Here is a 21,216-nt window from a genome sequence, read left to right as displayed (position 1 = left end):
GGCACAGGATACGCTGGAAGAGAGTTTTACCCGGCTGGCAAAAAATGCGGTGGGGGAAAATACCGAATCGGCGCGTGTCCGGCAGGATGTGCAGGAAGTGAAGGCACTGCTGGGGCGACGGCATAAACTGTACCGCAGTGCACTAACCTTTCTGGTGCGGGGCAATGATGTCACTGATCTGAACCAGCGGGTGCATCAGTTATCGTCAACCCTGCTGAGTGCCGGATTACAACCGATGCGACCGGAATTCAGTGTATCCCCGCTGAATGCCTATTTACGCGCCTTACCCATGTGTTTTAACCCGCAGAAGGACAAAAAACACTGGTTTACCCGCCTGAGCTGGGTACAGCATCTGGCGGGACTATTGCCAGTCACTGGGCGTTCAGCCGGCACCGGGCACCCGGGGTTCAGCTTCTTTAATCGCGGTGGCGCGCCGCTGACCTTCGATCCGATGAACAAACAGGATCGCACCCAGAATGCGCACTTATTGTTGTTTGGCCCGACCGGGGCCGGTAAATCCGCCACCCTGTGTGCCTCGCTGGTGCAACTGATGGCTATCCACCGACCGCGCCTGTTTATTGTCGAAGCGGGGAACAGCTTTGGACTGTTGGCAGATTATTACGCCAGTCTGGGGCTGACCGTTAACAAAATCGGCATTAAGCCGGGTTGTGGTGTCAGTCTGGCGCTGTTTGCCGATGCCCATCAACTTCTGCAACTCAGCCCCCAACACTTGCGTATTAATGAAGCTGATATTCCGGATACCGATGAAGCGCAGGATGAAGGGGATGAGCAGCGCGATATTCTGGGCGAGATGGAAATTGCCGCCCGGCTGATGATCACCGGAGGCGAGAAAAAAGAAGAAGAGCGCCTGACCCGTTCGGATCGGGGGTTAATTCGTGAAGCCATTATGATGGCGGCTCACACCAGCCATGAAGAACAACGTCAGATGGTGGCCTCAGACTTACAGAATGCCCTCTATGCCATCGCCCGCAATCACCAGCAGGACGAGCATGGCCAGCCGTTAATCACGGCACATCGCCGGGCACGCGCGGATGAAATGGCCGGGGCCATGTCGATGTTCACTCAGGGCTTTGAAGGGAAACTGTTTAACCGCCCCGGCACCCCGTGGCCGGAAGTGGATGTCACGTTGATTGATTTGGGCACATTGGCGCGTGAAAATTACTCAGCGCAGATGGCACTGGCGATGGTATCGCTGATTAACACCGTGAATAACCTGGCTGAACGCGACCAGTATCAGGACAGAGAACTGCAACTGGTGATTGATGAAGGGCATATCACCACCACCAACCCATTGCTCTCCCCCTATATGACCAAGGTCGTCAAGATGTGGCGTAAACTGGGCGCCTGGCTGTGGCTCGCCACACAAAACCTCGCTGACTACCCGGATACGGCTGAAAAAATGCTGAATATGGCGGAATGGTGGCTGTGCCTGACTATGCCTCCGGATGAAGTCGAGCAAATCGCCCGTTTCAAAAAACTGAATGAAGAGCAGAAAGCCGTCTTGCTCTCTGCCAGTAAACTTCCCCGTTGTTATACCGAAGGGGTAGTGCTGGCGAAAAAAATCGAAGCGTTGTTCCGGGTGGTGCCACCGAGCCTGTATCTGGCGCTGGGTATGACGGAAAAAGAAGAAAAGGCTGAACGGCGGGCGTTAATGCGCGAGCATCAGTGCAGTGAACTGGAAGCGGCGGTGTTGGTGGCTGAAAAAATGGATATTGTACGTGGATTACGTCTTGAATCCAATGGGTGACCGTCGTTTAATTTTCATGTTCGAAAAAAGAATTAAGCGCGGTACTTAAGCTGTTTTTTCGGCATGTTACCCCTTTCAGCATTAATGAAAAGGGTAACAACTCGTGGTGCAAAAAATCCAATCCCGTCGCTTCAGCAGGGCGAAATCTTCGATTGTCGGCCTGTTAAGCCTGTCACTCAGTTTTCCCGGTCAGGCTATGCCAGAAGAACAAACCCAAGACCCGCAGGTACAAAAACTGGCTGAAATCACCACCCAATGGGGGCAACTGACTCAATCGCAGTCACCCAGCGAAGCGGCAAAAACAATGGCTGCACAGCAGTTATCGTCTGCGGTCACATCAACACTGACACCGTGGTTGAACCAATATGGCAATGCCCGTCTCACACTCCCTTTCGACAGCCACCTTTCGTTAAAAGACGTTTCATTTGATGGGTTGTTGCCTTTTTATCAATCGGTTTCGGGTACTGCATTCAGCCAACTAGGAGTAAAAACCCACCACGGTCAGACAACAACGGCAGTCGGATTCGGCTATCGCTATTTAGCCGATAATTGGTTATGGGGTGCCAATGTCTTCTGGGATGCGTTGTGGCCGAAGCAGCATCACCGTTATAGTCTTGGATTAGAAGCCTGGCATGATAACGTCAAACTCTCTGCTAACCTTTATCAGCGTTTATCCCATTGGAAGCCCTCCCGACTTACGGATTTTGACGCAAGACCCGCCAATGGCTGGGATATTCAGGCCGAAGCCTGGTTGCCTGCTTTTCCTCACTGTGGCGGGCAGTTGAAGTATGAACGTTATTACGGGCAGCAGGTCGCGTTATTCGGTGAAGCAGATCGCCAGAAAAACCCGTACAGCGTCACCGCCGGGCTGGTTTACACGCCCGTGCCGTTAGCCACACTGGGTGCCGATTTTCGGCAGGGTAAGCAAGGGGTCAGTGAGAACCGTTTTACTCTGAACCTCAATTATCGGTTGGGTGTTCCGCTCAGCCAACAGTTTGATCCAAACGCGGTCGCGCCATTGCACCATTTAAGATCCAGCCAGTTGGATTTTGTAAATCGCCGCAGCGATATGGTGCTGGACTATCAGAAGCAAACGTTGCTGACACTGGCTTTCCCTGCATCAATCAACGGCTATGAAGGCAAGGACGTGACCTTTGTACCGATCATCCAATCCAAATATCCGCTGGCACGTTTAGAGCTGGATACCCGTGAATTACAGCAGGCAGGCGGGAAAGTGCTTGAACAACAGCCGGAGCAAGTGACGCTACGGTTGCCGAAAACCACGGGAAATCCCGTTCGGCTTTCGGGAATCGCCATCGACAGCCGGGGTAACCGCTCCAACCGGGCAGAAATCATGATAGTGAGTTTGCCGACCGAAAAACAATTACAGGTGACAGCGAATAAAACGCAGACCAAAGCTGATGGTCATGACAGTGTGATCTACACCGTCCTTGTTACCGATCAGGAAGGCGCTCCCATTTCCAATCAGGCCGTTATCTGGTCAAGTGATAAAGGCGAATTATCCCAAACCCGGCAGAACACGGATACGCAGGGGCAGGCATCGGTCGTGCTGCGCAGCCGTCAGCAGGGGCTGCACACAGTACGTGTTTCCGTGGATGGAGAGGCTGTCATTGCACCTTCAGTCCAGTTTGATACGGTGCTGATACCCGACATCGCCGTTGATAAGCACAGCGTTAAGGCGGATGGGAAATCAAGGGCAACCTTGACTGTCACGGTTAAAAACGCCGATGGTCAACCTGTGCCCAATCAGGCCGTTAGCTGGCAGACCCCGCTCGGCCAGTTTTCTTCATTTTCATTAATGACTGATGCGAAAGGGCAGGCCACGGCTTATCTAATCAGCAAAGTATCAGGAAATGCAGAAGTGACAGTGGCGGTTGGCAGTGAAACGGCAATATCTTCTCCGATCCGCTTTATTACCTCGCTAACGCATACGCTTCAGGCGGACAAACAAACCGCGATTGCCGATGGTCAGGACAGTATCCTTTATACAGTGAACGTGCGCGATGCAGCAGATCGACCCGTGGCCAGCAGCAAAGTGCAATGGTCAGCGGATAACGGGCAACTGTTGGATAAGCAAGAACAGACAAACAGTCAGGGGGAGGCAACAGCGCGGTTAGTCAGCCGCACCGCAAGGAGGGCAACGGTGAAAGCAGACGTATCAGGAAAAACACTTCATGCTGCTTCGGTGATGTTTGAACGTTTGCTGAAACCGGCTGTCACGGTGGACAAAGTCCGGGCTAAAGGCGATGGGCAGGATACCGTGGTGTTGACCGCCACAGTGAAAGACTCGCTGGGATCACCCGTGGTAAATCAGCCGGTGAGTTGGCAAACGGATCGCGGAGTGCTGTCTTCAGGACAGACAGAAACAGACAGCCAGGGGCAAACACAGGTTAAGCTGAGCAGTACGTTGACAGGCGAGCATCAGGTGCAGATCCGGGTTGGTGATAATAAAGTGGCCGCCCCTGTTGTCACGTTTGATGAAGTGCTGTTATCCACCATTCGGGCCAATAAAACCCGTGCCGCGGCGGATGGCGAAGATCGGGTGACTTTTACTGTCACGGTCACCGATATTCATGGGCAGGGGCTTGCGGATAAAGCGGTTGACTGGTCTGGAAATTTTGGCGAGATGACTTTTGCAGAAGACAGAACAGACCGTCAGGGAAATGCAACAGCAACCCTTGTCAGTCGTCATGCTGGACAGGCTTCGGTCACTGCTGACGTTGGTGAACAGCAAGTCGTCTCCTCTGTGGAATTTATCCTGCCGTTACGCCTGGTTGATACCGTTGCCGTTGACAGCCAGGGTGGTAATGCCAACCAGAAATCGTTTGGTCTCCGGGGGCCTTCCGTACTCTGGCGTGGTGCAAAATTTCGCCTTATCACAACAGGCAATACAGGTCGGGTGAACTGGCAGAGTAACTCGCCCGCGATTGCGGTATCGGGTGATGTGGTGACGGTGCAGCAAAATCCTGACGGAGCCAGGCTCACGGGTACTGATGAAACCGGGCAGCAGGTCGAACTAACCTTGACGGTTCACACCTGGTTTGAGCGCTCAGGCCTGACAAAAGATTTTTATTCTCATGCGAAACAGCTTTGTCAATCACTCGGCAGCAGGATTGCCTCCAAATATGCGCTGGAACAGCTCTACGAGGAATGGGGGAAATTTTATCTCTACGATGGCTGGGTGCGGGAATTTTATGTGACATCAACGGATTATCTTACCGCCAGCTCAGGCTCAGCAGAACATCAGGCGAAATGGGCGTTTTGGACAGAGACAGACCGATGGATGCGAAATGCCTGGGCGATGACGGCATTTGCGTGTGGTAAGCAGCAGTACTGAATAGCATGTTCCATTATTTTACCTATAAGAGAAATGAGCGGCTGTTTGGGCAGTCACTTGAAACGCCGCTATTTTTTCTTTGTTTTGAATGCCTTTTCTTGGATACGGCATCACATCCAGTGGTGATCCTGATTCAAGCACAGGTTCCCCCCAAAAAAAATTATTATCACTTCAAGTAGTTATCTCTTTTGGACAACAAATTTTCTCGAGTAATCCGTCTCCATGCATGACGTTTTTCTCATCCCTGAGCTGACAGATATCGATCGATTGATGGGACGTTCTTAACGGATTATTTACCCTCACTAATAAAAAAGGTAGTTAAATATAAATATTGGTTATTATGATGGAGGGAAATATTTCATTTATATAAGTAATATATTAACAATTAAAAGCACCCATGGTGACGACATAGTCAAATAAATTTAACGGTATAATAAAAAACCTTATTCAATATGAAAAATATTACACCGCAATAAAATCGTGGGCCAATATTTCATATCGGTGAAAGTGTGTTAATTATCACATTTTAATGTAATTGAGAAATCCCCATTTCATTTGCAGAATAAAATTAAAACAGAAGAAAAGACAAGTGCTAATAATAATGCAGACATAATGCAACCATTTGTTTTGTATGTAAATAAATTGGAATAAAATATGGTTACCATGCTAAGTGTTTTAAAATTCCGTCAATGGGTTATTTTTCAGGTAAAAATTCAAGAGTAAAATCACATTTTTAACGATAAATAATATATCATTGAGTTTTCGATCGCTTTCTCACTACCAGCATAATGTATAAAAATACGCTTTACTGTCATTAATCAATGGAATAAAAACAACTATGTTTAAAAACAATAAAGGGCATAATATGAGAAAAATGGATAATCTGGAGTTTAGAATATTACAACTTCTCAGGAAAAATCCTTTTCTCGCCCAAAAAGAAATCGCTGATACTATTGGCATTAGTCGTTCAAGCGTCGCAGGATATATCCTTAACCTACAAAAAAAAGGGCATATAAAAGGAAAAGGATACATTTTTTCCAGTGGAAATTATGCCGTAACAGTGGGGGCTTCCAACATGGATATTACCAGCTTCGCTTCGACTGAATTATTAAAGAAAGATTCCAACCCAGGGAAAACAAAATATACGCTAGGTGGTGTCGCCAGAAATGTGGCGCATAACATTGCCGCGTTAAAGAATGACAGTTATTTAATTTCTGTTTTTGGTGATGATTCATATGGAAAAAGATTGTTTAGAGAAACCCGGTTAGCCGGTGTTGATCTTAGCCATTCTCATAAACTCAATAATGAAAGAACTTCGATTTATCATTCAATAGTTGATAGTCATGGTGAACCGCACACTTCCGTGAGTGATATGGATATTTTGAAAAAACTCACGCCTGAGTTGCTAAATAAATCTAAAGCGCTTATTGAGCGGGCCGGCATACTGAGTATCGACTGCAATTTGAAAGAGGATGCTCTGGAATGGTTATTTAAAAACTCAGGTAATGTGCCCATATTTGTTAATCCTGTCTCGTCATATAAGGCGGGCATAGTACGTAACTGGTTATCCTATATTCATACTATCAGACCCAATCGGCTGGAAGCAGAAAAAATCAGTGGCATTAAAATTAACTCAATAAAAGAGGCTAAGTGGGTCACATCATGGTTTCATGAACAAGGGGTACAGCGGGTAGTTTTAAGTATGGGCGCTGACGGTGTTTACTACAGTGAGTTAGATTATATATCGGGTCACTCTCCGGCATTTCCTGTTGATGTTGTCAATAACACGGGTTCCGGTGATGCAATGATGGCAGGGTTAGTTCATTGCGCGTTGGCAGGTATGGACTTTAAGGAAAGTGTATATTTCGCCCAACGTTGTGCTGCACTTGTCCTGTCTACTGAATTAACACATTCACTAACCCTGTCTCCATTTGCTGTTGATAAGTTACTGCTATTAGATCCAATAACAATGATGAATAACCAACAAATATCATAAAAATAAAAAATGAGAATGTTAGTATTGTGGCTAGGGCCGGGCTGGACCCGGCATTTTTTTCAAAGTCCATTCATGTCAATGTTTATGTCTGATTGAATTTAATCCAATCGTCATGTGGAAGGAATGGGGAGTGAGCTTAAAACTGGCAAACAAGTCCGGTATGGACACAATTTTGTAGGTAATTATCCCAAAAACCTTGAGGATAACGCACTAAATCGCTGTCCAAGACCGTAGGTTTTTTCCAGCTAAAATGATCGAATCCTGCTTTTTTAAGCGCTTTTTCATAGCTTTCACGGCTCCAACGATAAAACGTGAAAGGGCTTGGGGGGGTTGACAGAAATTTTGCCTGGTGACGGAAGCCATTTTTCCAGGGCTCTTCGCTCAAAATCTTAAAACCATAATTCTCACAGTTTCCGCTTTCTAACCGATAATCAGGTGATGCCATATAAGCAATTAATTTGCCGGAAGGTTTTAAATGATCAGCGGCTGCCTGAAACATCGTTTCCAGTTCTTCTGTGGATTCTGCATAGTGGAATAAAAAAGCGGCGATGACGATATCAAATTTTTCATCTAATTTCATCTCACATACATTTTGTACATGGAACTCAATATCATCACCATACAGTTTTGACTTGGTTTTAGCGAGTTCAATCATTTTTTCAGAGATATCGACGCCAACCACTTTTGAAGCCCCACGGCGGTGAAATTCCCGCCCAAAATAACCATACCCGCAAGCTAGATCCAGTACTGACTTTCCTTGTATCTCACCGACCATGTTGAGTATATCCTGAAGTTCAGACTGTCGTTGGGCTACCGTATTGGAAAACTGTTCGTAATGTTCTCCAATTGAATCATAGCTTGCTTGCTCTTCCATTATTATGGCTCCTGATAAAAAATAAAATAAGGGTACTATTTTATAAGGATAAAGTATCATGAAATAATGAGATATAATTATTTTTGTAACGTGATTAATTTTACACGATAAACAATCTGTTTGAATTAAATCAGGAATAATCAGATGTTGCTCTATTCAAGCGCATTGCCCCATTTTAAGCTGAGAACCCCTTGTCTATGATGAAAACTGAGTATAAAAATAAGTCGCTGTCAAGGCGCATTTCCCCGAACAGGCTCAAATAGAGTTAGCTGGTGAGAAAATGTAACATCAATGAGAATCAAGCGGAAAGTCAGACTAACTTCCGCTCATATAATTTCGTGTTAGTGTCAGGCACGCAGTTTATTTTGACTGGCAATCAGTTTTGCGCCGCAAGCTGTGCTCATACCTTCCAAGGCAACCTGTTTGCCCTGATACTTTAAAGACTCACTCCCTTCTATTATCGGGAATGTGTCTTCACATTTTGGGCAAACAACTAAATCACCTTTGCCAGCAATGGGAACTCCTTGATAAACATAACCATCAATGGCAGTGATCACTTTACCACCATGATCGGTCGTATCGTTTAACAGGATAACTGGTTTATTTGACATATTTATCTCTCTGTAATTGTCTACAATATTTCTATTCTATTGAAGAAGCATTTTTAAATAATCTTTGGTTTTATTTTCTATTCCTATGATTAATGAATCAACATCAGAATGATATTTTTTTAACAACCTTTCATTGAAATGAGGAAAGAAAATATCCTGATCGAATTGATGTCCTAATAAAAACATTATTAATGTTAAAAACGCTGAATAATTAGCATTTTTTATGCCATATTGATTGGATTTTTCAACACCAAATTGAATAAATTTATTGATATTATCTTGTTTAATATATCGATATTTTTGTGGGAAAAGAGAATTTAATAGTGAGTCTACATTACTTTCATAGGTATTCCATTGAACATTTAAGCGTTCAATATTGATATTTTGAAATTTAAATATACTGGTTTTCAGATATTCATCTTGTTCGCCATGCACTTCATTAAAATATCGAATGATCTCATGATAAAGTAAACTTGTTCTTTCTAATTGCCCAAGGCAGGAGTGATTATCTAGGATCGTCTTTATCCATACATATTGTGGGTCAGTTTGAAATTCGGTACCAAATAAAATAAGCATATCAATATAAAACTGAACAGTACCGCGTTGATCAAATCCATCGTTTTTCGATTTTTCTATTGCGTTTTCCAGCGCTGTCCTTAATTTATCTTCACCTAATTTTATTTTAAGATAGGGATAGGATTCATTACAATGTACTACCAGTTCATCAATAAATGAATTGAATGAATGTTTTTTTAGCATATTCCATTGGTCTTCATTAATTTCTATTGTCATATTTATGATATCTCCGGTCACAATAACTAACGCTATAGTTGCTGGTAAAATACGTTTTTAATAGAATTTAAAATCCAACAACTATGTCTTTGTTTAATTTATTGTTTGTATGAATCAATCTTGCCTGCAAGATAATCTCTATATATTAGAGTGTCTTTATTATGTTTATGCCATTCATTTTCTCTGTAAATAGAGTCGAAATGGTCGTACACATACTCATTTCCATATTTTCTTCTCATTACTAATAGTTCATATTTTTTTTCTTTATAAGGAAATTTAATCAAAAAAAAGTCTAGCACTGGCTTTAATGATTCTTCATCAAATTTTGTGTATATGTATTCATAATTCATTTTATTTTGCATTAATTGCAAGAATTTTATAGCTTCCATATCTTTTAATACATTTAATTCGGAGAATTTTATTGAACTATCAATTTCATCCTGTAATGTCATTGTGATACTCAGAGTATTCAAATTTTCAATAGGAACGAATTTCTTATTAATCAAATAAGCATCATGAACTTTAATATACTGCGAAGATTTCAGCCATTCACTGGCATCGAACCAGACCTTTTTACTAGGAAACTCAGACGAGTTTACATCATATGAAGTTACCCTAATATACATTTGAAATTTTTGCATATACATATAATAAGCACCTGAAAAAAATAAAGTGAAAATTGTCAAAATTGCTATCTTAACAATAAGCTTTTTTTTAAGTAAATTCATAAAATCCACTCTATTGGATTATAATTTTGCAGACCACTTTTTAGTCCTTTTGGCGAATTTCCTGTTCCCGGTAATCGCCAGGTAGCATTCGGTGCAATAGGGCCTCCACCGTGGTCTTCGTTGTATTCTCTTGCCTTCAAACCTTCATTACGTTTTTTCATTATGTCATAATCTTTTGGTTTTTCTGGTGGTTTGGCGTTTTTGTTCCCTTTACTCAATTCATAATTATAAGCTCTGCGAGCTGCTTCATATTTGTCAATTACTTTGCTATATTCTCTCGCCTCTTTAATCTCCTTTCCCGTTCCATAAACGATGTCATAGAGAGAGCGCATCTCAAATGCTTTGACCCCAACATCCCAGGCATTAGCCATTCGCTGTGCCGGGCTTTTATCCTGCCCCGCATTTTTTCCTGTAAAATCGCTACCATCCACCGAAATTCCTGCCCGGCAAGCGTAGGTTGTTATTTTAGCATCAGAATCAAATACCGACTCATACACCTTTTTAATTTCGTCTGGCCCAAATTTCCCTTCTTCCACATTCTTTCCCTGATAATGAAAGGTGGCACAATCAATCACGCCATGACAGAAAAACACCATCTCTTTGATTAAGCGTTTCTTTTGTTTTCTTTCATTTATAATCCTAATGAACATCGGTACATCTGTTACATAGCGGACACGGGCACCTAATTTTTGAGCATAGTCATTTATTCTTTGACGATCCATGTCTGTATATCCCTGTGAAAACACAATTATAATTCGTTGTACAGCATAATCTCCCTGACTTGCTTTAGGAAAAAGCTGCAACTGATGTAACCCACAATTAATAAAACGGTATTGATTTCCCATTGATTCTTCAAACCCTCTTGTAACACCTCCCAAGCTGAAATCCCATGGCGCTGTTCTGGCACCTACCACAGTAATATAATCATAACCACTGATATAAGGCTTCTCTGTAGTTGGATTATTTATATTTGTAATCAGGCTGATTTTTCTTTCTTCTAGTTCTTTAAGTGAACCGAAATTACCGCCCCTTCTTTCATAACTTTTGGCCAGCTTTCCGACCAGTACGGTCACTTCTTCGGGCTGTCGGGTCATAATACGGTCGGTTTCACCTTCTCCATTCGTCTTACCGAACCCTCTTGCGGGTACGGAAATAAAGGCATAAGGCACATTACTTACATTAACCTGGTTATCAATCGGCAATAATTTGACCTGATGACTGAATTTTTGATTACATTTCACTCCTGGATCACCCACTTTCCCCGAACAGTTGGGAACTTTAACGGGGTGGGTGACTTTACTTTTTTTCTCCGCGATATTTTTTGTTATATCTTTTTTCAAATTTGATAAGACTGAAGTGATACTGTTTTTTTCCATAGCGATTATTTTCCTTGGTACTCGACTGTAACGAGGTAAGCCGTGGTGACGTTAATATTCCGTTCAATGGCATTCAGTAAATCAATTAACTTATTCATCTGCGCCTGATTCAGTGTGATCATGATGGTGTTCCTTTTACAACATAGTGGTTGTTATCAAGTTGATACCCCCATTCTTCAATATTTTTAGTGAATTTAGTCAACTGTTCTGGCGTAAAGATATGAGGAATTTGATGCAGAACGCGGGGATCGTAAAAACGTAATAATGCCGTTTCTCCTGTCTTTAACCGGATATTTAACTGTGATTCAAGATGGCGGGTCAGTTTATCCAATGACAGTGTTGAATACAGCCAGGAAACAGCCGGTGCGGCGCTTTCCAGCCGTAAGAATTTTTCTTCCCATTCTGGAGCGTGATATATATCAAACAACCACGGCCCGGCAAAGGCGATTTCCGCATCCGGGAATTGCCGGAACAGTGGATTGTTTGTTCCCTCAAGATAAGTCAATTCGTCATCAAAGCAGCGCTCGTACTGTAAACCATCCACCAACGCATATAATTTCATCTCCGGGCAGGTTTCCCGGTATTTTTCCCATTTCTCCTTTAATGTTGTCGTCATCATTCTCCCCTCATGACCATAACAGAACCCGTTGATGCCGCTGCCATCAGGCAGGACAGACAAATTTTTTCCGGTGGTGCGGTGACCATGTTTTCAGTTTGAGCCACATTAATGGGTAACAGTTTATCCAGCATATCCGGCAACTTGCCGCCCCAGCCAGAGCCATTACCCGGTGCGCCACTGCCAAAGTTAACAGCAGCGCTACTGGTGATCCCGCCTGCGTCAATTTTTAGAAAATGTCCTGCGGCCTGAATAGTCAGTTCAGAACCCGCATCAATCACAACTTTGGCACCAGAACTCAGATGAATTTCATTGCCACTTTGTGTTAACAGCGCATCCTCGGCCTTGATATGGAGTTTTTGCCCGGTTGACAGAGAAATGTCATTATCTGCCTGTACGCGGTACTCGTTATCAATGCGTAAATGGGCGTCATTTTTAATATGATGTGTCCGGTTATGGCCAACATTGTGAATTTCATCATTGAGAATTTGCGCTTTTATGTCCTTCTGTGCATGAATAAACACTTCTTCACTGCCTTTCGCATCCTCAAAGCGCAGTTCGTTGAAGCCTTCCCCTTTGTGGGTTTTGGTTTTAAACGTGGTGCAGGTCTTCGCGGCGGGTAAATCCAGCGGCGGGCGGTTGACGGCGTTATAGACACTGCCGATCACTATCGGCCGGTCAATATCGCCGTTAAGGTAAGAAACAATGACCTCCTGCCCAATGCGCGGAATGGCCATAAAGCCAAAACCGTTGCCATTCCAGCCCTGCGCCACCCGCACCCAGCAGGACGCCCCGTCATCGGCTTTGTCGTAGCGGTTCCAGTGAAAATGGACTTTAATCGCGCCGTCTTTGTTGACAAAGATTTCTTCCACTTCCGGCCCGACCACGGTGGCACTCTCATCCCCATCCGCCAAGGGCTTATAATGAAATGGTGGGCGGTAATCAGCATAACCGTCGATAAAGCTGAAGCCATTGCTGAGTGTGGTGCCCTCGCCGCCATTGTCACCCTGTGCCTGCGGGCAGCGACCCTGATGGTTGATCCCGACAATCTGCCAGCAGGTATTGAGCGGGGCATGGGGATGGGCAGCAATGTTGAAAATTTGCCCCGGCATCAGTTTGATGCAGTTACTTTGCCCGTTGCCACTCTGCATTTGGTTTTTCAGGGCTTCGTGGCGGTACTTAACGAACGGTTTGGCTTCGGCATCCTTCTGAAAACGGCCATAGCTTTCGTAAACGGTATAGGGTGTCGTTGAACCGAACGCCTGATATTCGGGGTTGCTTTCCAGATGGGAGAGCGCGTAAAACGGGTGTTCCGGGTTGAAGTCTTTGTTGATGGTGCGCTGGGGCATCATCCCCACCCCCAGACGAACCTGATAAATCGTATCGATCCCGTGTGCAGTTTCTGGCTGGGCGTTGTAACTGAGCGTCAGGTCTGCCGCCATTGGCAGGTGACTGTCACTGAAAAACAGCGTTTCATCCTCAAACCAGAAGCTGATCCCCTCTTCAGCGGCTAACCGGCAAAAAAAAGCATAATCGGATTCCCGTTTCTGGGTGATATACTCTCTGCTTTGATGGGCATCTTCCAGTTTTGAATCAGCGCGAATATGATGTTTTTTCAGCAACAGCTTCAGGATATCCGGCACACTTTGCCGGTGATAAATACGGCTGTCCTGATTGAGCGTGAGCCGCCAGAGGGACGGGCGCACAGTAAAGGTATACAGGTTTTTGTTGCCATCGGTGCCGCACCAGTCGGCATGGGAAATGATCCCGGTGATTTTGCGTTGCTCCCTCACACCGTGGAAGATTTGCAGTACCGCTTCCTGCATCAGCAGCGCGGTTAAATCGATTTCCGGCTTCGGTTTAAAGGGATTGTCGGGCAGAGACTGAACCAGTGTCAGGTTCAGGGTGAACAGCTCGGAAAGCCCTTCCCGCAGGGTAAAATCGGCCACGGCAAATGTACTTTCAGGTAATCCCCCTATCCGGCAAACAAAACGTAATCCGCTTTTTAGCATGCTTATCTCCTGATTTTTATGTTTCTATTTTATATTGTTACATTTCACTGCGCAGACCGACCCGCTGCGGGAATGTCCATAACGCTGCCTGCTCACCCTGCCGATAAATTTCTAACAAAATGAAATTATCCCGCACGACAAAGCACGCCAACAGCTGGTCGATAACCTGACAGAACTGATACATCATGCCGTCATTTTCATAACACGCTGGATCAAGGTGTAAATGCAGGGTGTTGCCATTAATGAGGCGTCCCTGACCTCGTTTGCTGAAGTCAAGACGGCTGCCCGGCAGGGTTTCCATATCGACAATACCGTCAATATGCTGCTGCATCCGGCGGCTGAGCGCGCGATCATGTTCGGCATAACAATCATACAAACGCAGAAAATCTTTCAGTGATACCGGATTGAAAAGCAAAAACGGCGTGGTGTTGAGCACACCAATCAGTGACCAGTCTGATTTTCCCATCACCATCGGGGGAAAATCCGGTGAGACAGGCGTGATATTGCGGGCACGCAGATGAGCAGGGACGGATTCCTGGGATTCGGTAATATCGCCTGGCGTCAATGTCATTGCCTGCGTATGGTAGCCGATGAAATGCGCACAGACTGGTTGTGGCGGCAGGCGGGTAGCGTCTTTTCCATCCGTACCCAAAAAATGTATCCGATTCTGAATACGCCCAAGCAGATCGATGGAGAGCCGGGGCTGGAAATAGAGGTTATTGGGTTGCCCTTCATCACGCAGCCAGTCATTTTTCTCGTGGAACTGCGCCACAGGCTGGAAATGAAGGGTTTTACCGTGAGACTGTTTTCCACCGAGTTGCCTGGCCGTTTGGATACCCTGTAACTGGAATAACCGCTCAGTTTCTAACAACGGAATGGCATAATATGCGTTATTTTCTTCAGGCAGGATCGGCTGGCTTGACATCGTTTCCAGGTGAACGGCAGGGACACAGCCTAACTGGAACGCATCGCCTAATGTCTCCAGCGGCAGCTCGCCTTCCAGCCTGAATATCAGCTCAAATGAACCGTCGCGGTTTAATGGTAACTCGCGGTAATCCAGCGCATCAAAGGTCACAAAATCAAAAACATGAGGCAGGCAGTAGTATTCCGTCATCCGTTGCAGATGGTCAAAATGGTTATGGCTGGTGGGCAGTATACTGTGATGGTCATGAGCATCACACCCGTACAACTTGCTGTATCTGAGCCTTTTTTCTTCGTTTTGCGTGCGCAGGTAAATCTCATCAAGATACTGTTCCAGCCACAGACTCAGCTGAGCCGCCCGCTCACGGTCTGTGCCAAGAAAAAATTGAAGCAGTCCCACCTGCCAACGGTCTGACACTGCCCCCGTTTGGCACAGTGTCAACGTTATCTCGCTGTATTCCCGTGTTTTTTGGATCTGTCTGTTCAGGACAATGAACGGTTCAATATGCAAGGGGCGGCAGGTGCGAAACCGTAGCGCTTTTTCCTGCTCAGCCGTGGTTATCGGGGCGCCCGGAGGGATATCTACGGCGCCCTGATGGACGCCCTGATGGGGTGTGAACTGAATGATCGTCGTCGGTGGCACAGGGCGTAAGGTATGTGGCCAGATGCGTCTGAGCATGTCATGGGTTATTTGCGGAAAACTGTCTTCAATGGTGCTGCGTAGATTTGAGGTTAATAATGAAAAACCTTCAAACAGGCGTTCAATATCCGGATCATGAGAGGTACTCAGAAAAGATTCCAGATGCGGACACTCCGCTGCCATCAACTTTGCTTTTTCACGCAAGTAAGCTAACTCTTGCAGGTATAGCGATTCCTTGTTGTTTTTCATTGATTGTTATCTCTCATGTTACGGTGAATAATTGATCGGCATTTTTTTGAGAAAGTTTATATTAAATGAATGTGTTAAAAGGAAAGGTTGCTTACCACACAGATTTTTTTATTAAAAAAAGTTAATATTATTCTTTTTTATAACAGGGAGGAGTGTGATGGACTGTGTCGGTTCTTTTTTGTCACAGGCAAAAAAGAATTGTTTGCTGACTTATCCGGATTTTTTCCGCACGCTTACCGTCTGTGTTCAGAGACGGGAAAGTGGGAATGAGAAAGCGCTGTACATTATTATTCTGTCTGGGATGGATGACCGCATCAGCGAGTTATGCCAAAACGGTGATTTACACTGACAGCCAACACGTCCCCGTCAACCTTTCCCCGGATACACAAATTGTCTGGCTGGATGCGGCTGAGCAACAGCAGCAGAAAATCTTTTCTCACCTTTCTGCCGATCCGCAGCAAGCGGCGAGACAGGCACAAGCTATGCTGCAATCTCCCCAATGGCATCAGCAGGAGCACCAATTTATCAAGGCTTACCGTGCCGTTGTTGATGCCTGGCAACTGGGTGTACGTAAGTACCCTGCCGTGGTATTTGATGACCGGGACGTCGTGTATGGCACGGCGGATGTGGCAAAAGCCCGCGCACTCAGGGAGCAATATCAACCATGAGTCTTCAACGTGTGACTTTTCCTGCACTCATCACCCTGATAGCGGCATTTACTCCGGTGACACAGGCCTCAATCAACACCGCCCAGATTGTCACCAGTAGTCTTTCACCGTCCTGTATTCAATGGCGGGTCAGTGGCATCTGTTACTGGCTGCTCTGTGGTTTGCATGGCTGTACGGTGAAAACCTCGGTTAAGGTGACCCATTATCTTCCCGAAGTGGTGGTATCCACGTATCAAGCCCCCGGTGGCAATCCATGGATAGAAATGGCGCAGGTCAGTCGGCTCTCCGGCGGACTGGAAAATGCCGTCACTGGGGCGTTATCTCATCTGACTGCCGGCGGCGGTCACCACAATAGCCAGATTGCAGGCCAGCGCCGTACCAGCCTGCGTTTCAGCTATGCCGATGCTATCGGGCATCCGGCGACCAACCTGACAGGCGGGCAAATTCCCGGCTATTCGTGTCGTAGTGCAGCTACACCCCTGGTACCTTATTTTCTCAGCACGCTGGATTCGGTAGCGTGGCGCTCTGGTTTGCCGGAATCGTTTTATCCGGAAGCCCTGATACCCGGTCAGCGGGAGCTGGGCCGCCAGATGGCCGGCACTATGTGGGGCCATATTTATCCGCGCTCAGGCTTTGTCAATCAGACCGATGATGACAAGGCATCTGCCGTGGTCGCACAGCGGGTCGCGGATATTATCACCCGCGCCGGTCAGCCGCATGTTTATCAGGCATTAAAAGGTCAGCGCGCCGACGGTTATTGGCCACCCGAACCGGTGACAGAAAATACCGGCACTCAAAATCACCAATGGCAGCGGCTATCACCGCAGCTAAGCTCAAACTGCGCGGTGTTTCCTGACGGGGAACACACTGCTGCTATTGACGGCAATCAAGCGTATGCCCTGTGGCAGCCTTATAGTTGTTGCCAACGGCGTGGACAGCGTTTTCTCAGCAGCACGGATATCTGAACAAGGGATACATAATGACGAAAATAAACACGTTATGGCTGATCGCCGGTGGACTGGTCATCGCTTCTGCGCAGGCCAACGCCACGGGGTTGTCTTTGACATTACCACAGGTGAACCGAAGCGCACTGGGTTATGGGGCAGAGGCCAGCGGGGCGGTGTCCGATACGCTGTTCTATACCCTGGGAGGCGGTTCGGTGATTTCTGAACCCGCCAGTCGCAGTGGCTCTGCCACCCTTGGCGGGTTGGAGCTGGGCTGGAGTTCGGATTTAATGTGCGGCAATTTTGACCTGAAAGCCACTGTCAGCAATCAGTTGAACGGTATCACGGCCGGATTTAAGAATCTGATGGGTGATGTGATTCAGGGGGCCACCGGTGCCGTGGCCAGCCTGCCGGCGATGATTATCCAGCGGGCCAATCCGGGGCTGTATGACATGCTGACTAATGGCGTGTTGCAGGCCAATGTGGCGTTCGATAAAGCCCAGTTCAATTGCCGGGCGATGGCCAATAAAATGATGGACTTTGCGCAGAACACCAAATGGACGCAGTCGGCTACTTTACAGGAATACAAAATGCTGGTTAACAGTGGCGATGGTGATGCGGTACGTGTGAATAACGCCGGCAGTAAAGTGACGGGCGCCAGCGGGCATTCATGGATTGGCGGGCAACGGCAGGGCGGTAAGGGCCAGAATGCGATTCGCCCGACCCGGGATTTAGCCAGTGCCGGCTTTAATATGATGAATCAGCTGCCGGTACTGAGTCAGTCGTCGGTCAGTAGCCTGAAGTGTGAAGGCAGTGCCTGCCGTAAATTCAGTAATGCGCAAGAAGCGGCTGAGGCGGTGGTCAGTGTACTGGGCGACCGGGCCATCCGGACCTGCACCCAGGCGGCAGACTGCACCAGCGGCGGAGAAAAACACCAGCCGGGCACCACCGTCTCGGGCACGGGCTTTGCCCCGATGCTGGAAGCACACACCAAAACCAATACGGAACAGCTGGTGAAGCTGGTCAGCGGCACGGAAAAACCGACGATGGCCAATCTGACGAAACTGAAAACTGGCAGTCTGGCGGTAACCAAAGGTGTCATTCAGGCTTTGCAGCGCGACCCGGACAGGGCTGCCCTGACGGGACGTTTGGCGGGTGAGCTGGCGATGGCGGAAACCGTGGAAACGGCGTTACTGATGCGGCGGATGCTGATTACCGGCATGTCTGAACCCAATGCGGCGGCACAGTCAGAAGCGCTGGCCGAAGGGGAACGCCGGATTGCCGCGCTGGACCGGGAAATCAATGCGTTAAAAAATGAAATGCAACTGAAACAGGCGCTGTCCCGTAATGCCATCCTGACCATTATTGAGCGGGACACCCAGCGCATCAACATGCATCCGCAAAAACAGGTGCCGGACAGCACGGATGCGCGTTTTTATCAGCTGGAAATGCCAAATCGTGAGCGCAGGTAAGGCGGATGATGGCAGAGAAGCATTCAGTATTCAGAAAAGGGGTTGCGTTATCACTGGTCATCACGTTGGTGATAATTATCACTGTAGCGGCAGGCTGGGCCGGGTTGCATCAGGCAGAAAAACTTCACCGTATTCACCATTGGGTGACCGAAACCGGGGGATTCTGGTTCGTCTGGCGGTTAGGCCTGTATGCCGTACTGGGCTGGGGAGGTCAGAAAACCTGGCAAAGGGTAAAACATCTGCCGGAATACCGTGCAACGCTGATACGGATGATGGTGGCCAGCCTGCTGTTTATTCTGCTGGGTGAATATGCCCTGTCAGGCCATATTGAGGGAATAAGATGACGACTAACAGCTATCTGGAATACTTTCTGACATTGCTCGGCTGGGTCGTCAATAACGGATTATGGCACATTCTGATTGCGACCGGGCTGTTTACGCTGCCGTTAGTGATAAAAGTGATCGCTATTTGGCTGAAAGTGCGGGAGTGTGGCGAAGAGGACGGTCATGGCGGATTACAGTCGCTTGCCCGGACTGAAAATACCCTGTACTGCGCCTTTTTCGTGATGGTGGTGTGCTGTGTGCCGCTGGTGAGTGTCAGCTTCACGACCCTCCAGTATGATAAGTCCCGCGCCAAAAGTTGCGGCACCTGGACACCGCAAGCGCCGGATAAAAGTGGTTATGCGCCGGTGATCTCCAGCCTGAATAATCAGACAGCGGCGATGCCCCTCTGGTGGGCCGTGGTACACCGGCTGTCAAAGGGACTGACACAGGCAGCGATAGCCACCATTCCCTGCCGGCCAGATTTAAGGCAGTTGCGTTTTGAAGTACAGCATACCCGTATCCGTCATCCGGCACTGGCGGCGGAATTGCAGGATTTCACCCATGACTGTTACGCACTGGCGCTTTATCAGTGGAAGCAACGGGATCAGGGACAAACCACCGAACCGGCCACACTGCATGATATTGACTGGCTGGGGAGTCGTACCTTTTTATCCGGTGATTACCACACCCTGCAATCCCGAACGCCCAGGGCACTATTTCCGTGGAATGAAAACCGGGACAGTGGCCGGCCCAATACCGGACAGGGTGGTTATCCCACCTGTCAGGCCTGGTGGTCAGCCCCCAAAGCCGGGCTGGAGGCCCGGGTATTGGCCCAGGCCGATCCGGGATTATGGCTGCGCCTGTCGGCCGCCCTCAAAATGCCGGGCAAAGACACCCGAGAATATAAAGAGGCGGTAATCCGCCGCCTGGTCAGTCCGGTGAATCTGACCGTGTCTCAGGCAGGCTATGTGTATGCGGGCTATGGGGGTAACGCGGATTTGACGGTCTGGGACGGTTCCAACCGGGTCGGTGCGGCGGCGGGGACGATATTCGGGGGATTGATCAGTGCCCCGATGTTTGATGCGGTGCGACAGGCTTTACCCATGATGCAGGCGGTGATCCTGATGGCGTTGTATATCCTGATACCCTTGATCCTGCTGTTTGCCGCGTATGAATTTAAAACGGTACTCACCCTGACGTTCGCCCTGTTTGCGCTGAATTTCCTGACCTTCTGGTGGGAAACCGCCCGCTGGCTGGACAGTTATTTACTGGACGCCTTGTATGGCTCAGACACCCACAGCCTGTTGAATCTGGCGGGGTTTCAGAATACCTCGGATGATTTGATTATGGGGCTGGTGATGGGCACGTTGTTTATCGTGCTGCCGATGGTTTGGCTGGGCGCACTGGCCTGGGCGGGGGTGCGGATGGGCGATATGGCCGGCATGATGAGTCAGGGCGTGGGGCAGGTCAGGCAGTCAGCGGGCATGTTCGGGCAGATGGTGATGCAGAAGATGTTGTCGAAGGGAAAGTAGTGAGACCCGTTTTTTGTCATAAAAGGGGGGATCGTTGTCCCGTCAGAATACTCTGAAAAACATGCTATTTGTTATTTTTCCTTATCATATTCGCCGTGCTTTTGTTTTTCAGGCAGGCAAAATGCAGACGAATATACTTAATACTACACGCAATATGTTTGATGAATGTTAATTCATTGCTGTTTTGTTGCATAATGGCAGTTAAAGAGTCTAAATGTTCGCCTTTTTGATCGCCATGCGATCAGGTTGATTGAAATTAAAACACTTTCAACCATAATACCCTCTCGCGTAGTTCTTCCAAAATTATTCAATAATCATTAAGTATCCGACGGGTTC

Annotated in this window: 16 protein-coding genes; 8 read left to right on the top strand and 8 right to left on the bottom strand. The window is 47.3% G+C overall.

Annotated features, from left to right (window positions below):
* From Xbud_RS16245 to Xbud_RS16235, 3 genes are all read left to right on the top strand, one after another.
* The coding region (locus Xbud_RS16245) for a conjugative transfer ATPase (RefSeq protein ID WP_099137038.1) at positions 1 to 1,768 on the top strand (1,768 nt) is incomplete at its 5' end.
* Positions 1,769 to 1,871: 103 nt separating this feature from the next.
* Complete coding sequence (locus tag Xbud_RS16240; protein WP_099137036.1) at positions 1,872 to 5,126, top strand: Ig-like domain-containing protein; 3,255 nt, start codon at positions 1,872 to 1,874, stop codon at positions 5,124 to 5,126.
* An 838-nt stretch (positions 5,127 to 5,964) separates the two neighbouring features.
* Positions 5,965 to 7,122, top strand: a complete 1,158-nt coding sequence (locus Xbud_RS16235) for a PfkB family carbohydrate kinase (RefSeq protein ID WP_099137034.1) — start codon at positions 5,965 to 5,967, stop codon at positions 7,120 to 7,122.
* A gap of 136 nt (positions 7,123 to 7,258) precedes the next feature.
* On the opposite strand, the gene Xbud_RS16230 is transcribed toward Xbud_RS16235, so the two are convergent.
* The 8 genes from Xbud_RS16230 to tssF form a co-directional block, all read right to left on the bottom strand.
* Positions 7,259 to 7,996: a class I SAM-dependent DNA methyltransferase gene (locus tag Xbud_RS16230; protein WP_099134060.1), complete on the bottom strand. Its 738-nt coding sequence runs from the start codon at positions 7,994 to 7,996 to the stop codon at positions 7,259 to 7,261.
* A 347-nt stretch (positions 7,997 to 8,343) separates the two neighbouring features.
* A complete protein-coding gene (locus tag Xbud_RS16225) occupies positions 8,344 to 8,607 on the bottom strand; it encodes a PAAR domain-containing protein (RefSeq protein ID WP_099137032.1) in 264 nt (87 codons plus the stop codon).
* Between the two features lie 36 nt (positions 8,608 to 8,643).
* Entirely contained in the window at positions 8,644 to 9,399 is a 756-nt protein-coding gene (locus Xbud_RS20705; protein ID WP_244590008.1) for a hypothetical protein, read from the bottom strand.
* Between the two features lie 98 nt (positions 9,400 to 9,497).
* Complete coding sequence (locus Xbud_RS16210; RefSeq protein ID WP_099137029.1) at positions 9,498 to 10,127, bottom strand: hypothetical protein; 630 nt, start codon at positions 10,125 to 10,127, stop codon at positions 9,498 to 9,500.
* Positions 10,124 to 11,503, bottom strand: a complete 1,380-nt coding sequence (locus Xbud_RS20700; RefSeq protein ID WP_244590007.1) for a hypothetical protein — start codon at positions 11,501 to 11,503, stop codon at positions 10,124 to 10,126. The genes Xbud_RS16210 and Xbud_RS20700 overlap by 4 nt, the downstream gene beginning before the upstream one ends.
* A gap of 118 nt (positions 11,504 to 11,621) precedes the next feature.
* Positions 11,622 to 12,122, bottom strand: coding sequence for a DUF4123 domain-containing protein (locus Xbud_RS16200; RefSeq protein WP_244590006.1), 501 nt, complete (start codon positions 12,120 to 12,122; stop codon positions 11,622 to 11,624).
* Entirely contained in the window at positions 12,119 to 14,131 is a 2,013-nt protein-coding gene (locus tag Xbud_RS16195; protein WP_099137027.1) for a type VI secretion system Vgr family protein, read from the bottom strand. Before Xbud_RS16195 ends, Xbud_RS16200 begins: the two co-directional genes overlap by 4 nt.
* Positions 14,132 to 14,168: 37 nt before the next feature.
* Positions 14,169 to 15,941 carry a type VI secretion system baseplate subunit TssF gene (tssF, locus tag Xbud_RS16190; RefSeq protein ID WP_099137026.1) on the bottom strand — a complete coding sequence of 591 codons (1,773 nt, stop codon included), beginning with the start codon at positions 15,939 to 15,941 and terminating at the stop codon, positions 14,169 to 14,171.
* 266 nt (positions 15,942 to 16,207) lie between these two features.
* On the opposite strand from tssF, the gene Xbud_RS16185 reads away from it, so the two are divergent.
* From Xbud_RS16185 to Xbud_RS16165, 5 genes are read left to right on the top strand one after another with little or no spacing between them, the layout of a single operon-like run.
* On the top strand, positions 16,208 to 16,609 hold the full coding sequence (locus Xbud_RS16185) for a TIGR03757 family integrating conjugative element protein (protein WP_099137024.1): 402 nt from the start codon (positions 16,208 to 16,210) through the stop codon (positions 16,607 to 16,609).
* Positions 16,606 to 17,574, top strand: coding sequence for a TIGR03756 family integrating conjugative element protein (locus Xbud_RS16180; RefSeq protein WP_099137022.1), 969 nt, complete (start codon positions 16,606 to 16,608; stop codon positions 17,572 to 17,574). Before Xbud_RS16185 ends, Xbud_RS16180 begins: the two co-directional genes overlap by 4 nt.
* Before the next feature lie 14 nt (positions 17,575 to 17,588).
* Positions 17,589 to 19,025 (top strand): integrating conjugative element protein, encoded by a 1,437-nt coding sequence (locus Xbud_RS16175; RefSeq protein WP_099137021.1) that lies wholly within the window; start codon positions 17,589 to 17,591, stop codon positions 19,023 to 19,025.
* Between the two features lie 5 nt (positions 19,026 to 19,030).
* A complete protein-coding gene (locus Xbud_RS16170; protein WP_211283538.1) occupies positions 19,031 to 19,369 on the top strand; it encodes a hypothetical protein in 339 nt (112 codons plus the stop codon).
* Positions 19,366 to 20,880: a conjugal transfer protein TraG N-terminal domain-containing protein gene (locus tag Xbud_RS16165; protein WP_099137019.1), complete on the top strand. Its 1,515-nt coding sequence runs from the start codon at positions 19,366 to 19,368 to the stop codon at positions 20,878 to 20,880. The genes Xbud_RS16170 and Xbud_RS16165 overlap by 4 nt, the downstream gene beginning before the upstream one ends.
* Positions 20,881 to 21,216 lie beyond the last annotated feature (336 nt).

Source organism: Xenorhabdus budapestensis (assembly GCF_002632465.1).
GTDB lineage: Bacteria > Pseudomonadota > Gammaproteobacteria > Enterobacterales > Enterobacteriaceae > Xenorhabdus > Xenorhabdus budapestensis.
This window is presented reverse-complemented; position numbering and strand designations above follow the sequence as displayed.

What these genes read in the sequence shown, in the direction of transcription:
- Xbud_RS16235 (WP_099137034.1), top strand. Translation starts at nt 5,965, where the DNA reads ATGTTTAAAAACAATAAAGGGCATAATATGAGAAAAATGGATAATCTG.
- Xbud_RS16230 (WP_099134060.1), bottom strand. Translation starts at nt 7,996, where the DNA reads ATGGAAGAGCAAGCAAGCTATGATTCAATTGGAGAACATTACGAACAG.
- Xbud_RS16225 (WP_099137032.1), bottom strand. Translation starts at nt 8,607, where the DNA reads ATGTCAAATAAACCAGTTATCCTGTTAAACGATACGACCGATCATGGT.
- Xbud_RS20705 (WP_244590008.1), bottom strand. Translation starts at nt 9,399, where the DNA reads ATGACAATAGAAATTAATGAAGACCAATGGAATATGCTAAAAAAACAT.
- Xbud_RS16210 (WP_099137029.1), bottom strand. Translation starts at nt 10,127, where the DNA reads ATGAATTTACTTAAAAAAAAGCTTATTGTTAAGATAGCAATTTTGACA.
- Xbud_RS20700 (WP_244590007.1), bottom strand. Translation starts at nt 11,503, where the DNA reads ATGGAAAAAAACAGTATCACTTCAGTCTTATCAAATTTGAAAAAAGAT.
- Xbud_RS16200 (WP_244590006.1), bottom strand. Translation starts at nt 12,122, where the DNA reads ATGATGACGACAACATTAAAGGAGAAATGGGAAAAATACCGGGAAACC.
- Xbud_RS16195 (WP_099137027.1), bottom strand. Translation starts at nt 14,131, where the DNA reads ATGCTAAAAAGCGGATTACGTTTTGTTTGCCGGATAGGGGGATTACCT.
- tssF (WP_099137026.1), bottom strand. Translation starts at nt 15,941, where the DNA reads ATGAAAAACAACAAGGAATCGCTATACCTGCAAGAGTTAGCTTACTTG.
- Xbud_RS16185 (WP_099137024.1), top strand. Translation starts at nt 16,208, where the DNA reads ATGAGAAAGCGCTGTACATTATTATTCTGTCTGGGATGGATGACCGCA.
- Xbud_RS16180 (WP_099137022.1), top strand. Translation starts at nt 16,606, where the DNA reads ATGAGTCTTCAACGTGTGACTTTTCCTGCACTCATCACCCTGATAGCG.
- Xbud_RS16175 (WP_099137021.1), top strand. Translation starts at nt 17,589, where the DNA reads ATGACGAAAATAAACACGTTATGGCTGATCGCCGGTGGACTGGTCATC.
- Xbud_RS16170 (WP_211283538.1), top strand. Translation starts at nt 19,031, where the DNA reads ATGATGGCAGAGAAGCATTCAGTATTCAGAAAAGGGGTTGCGTTATCA.
- Xbud_RS16165 (WP_099137019.1), top strand. Translation starts at nt 19,366, where the DNA reads ATGACGACTAACAGCTATCTGGAATACTTTCTGACATTGCTCGGCTGG.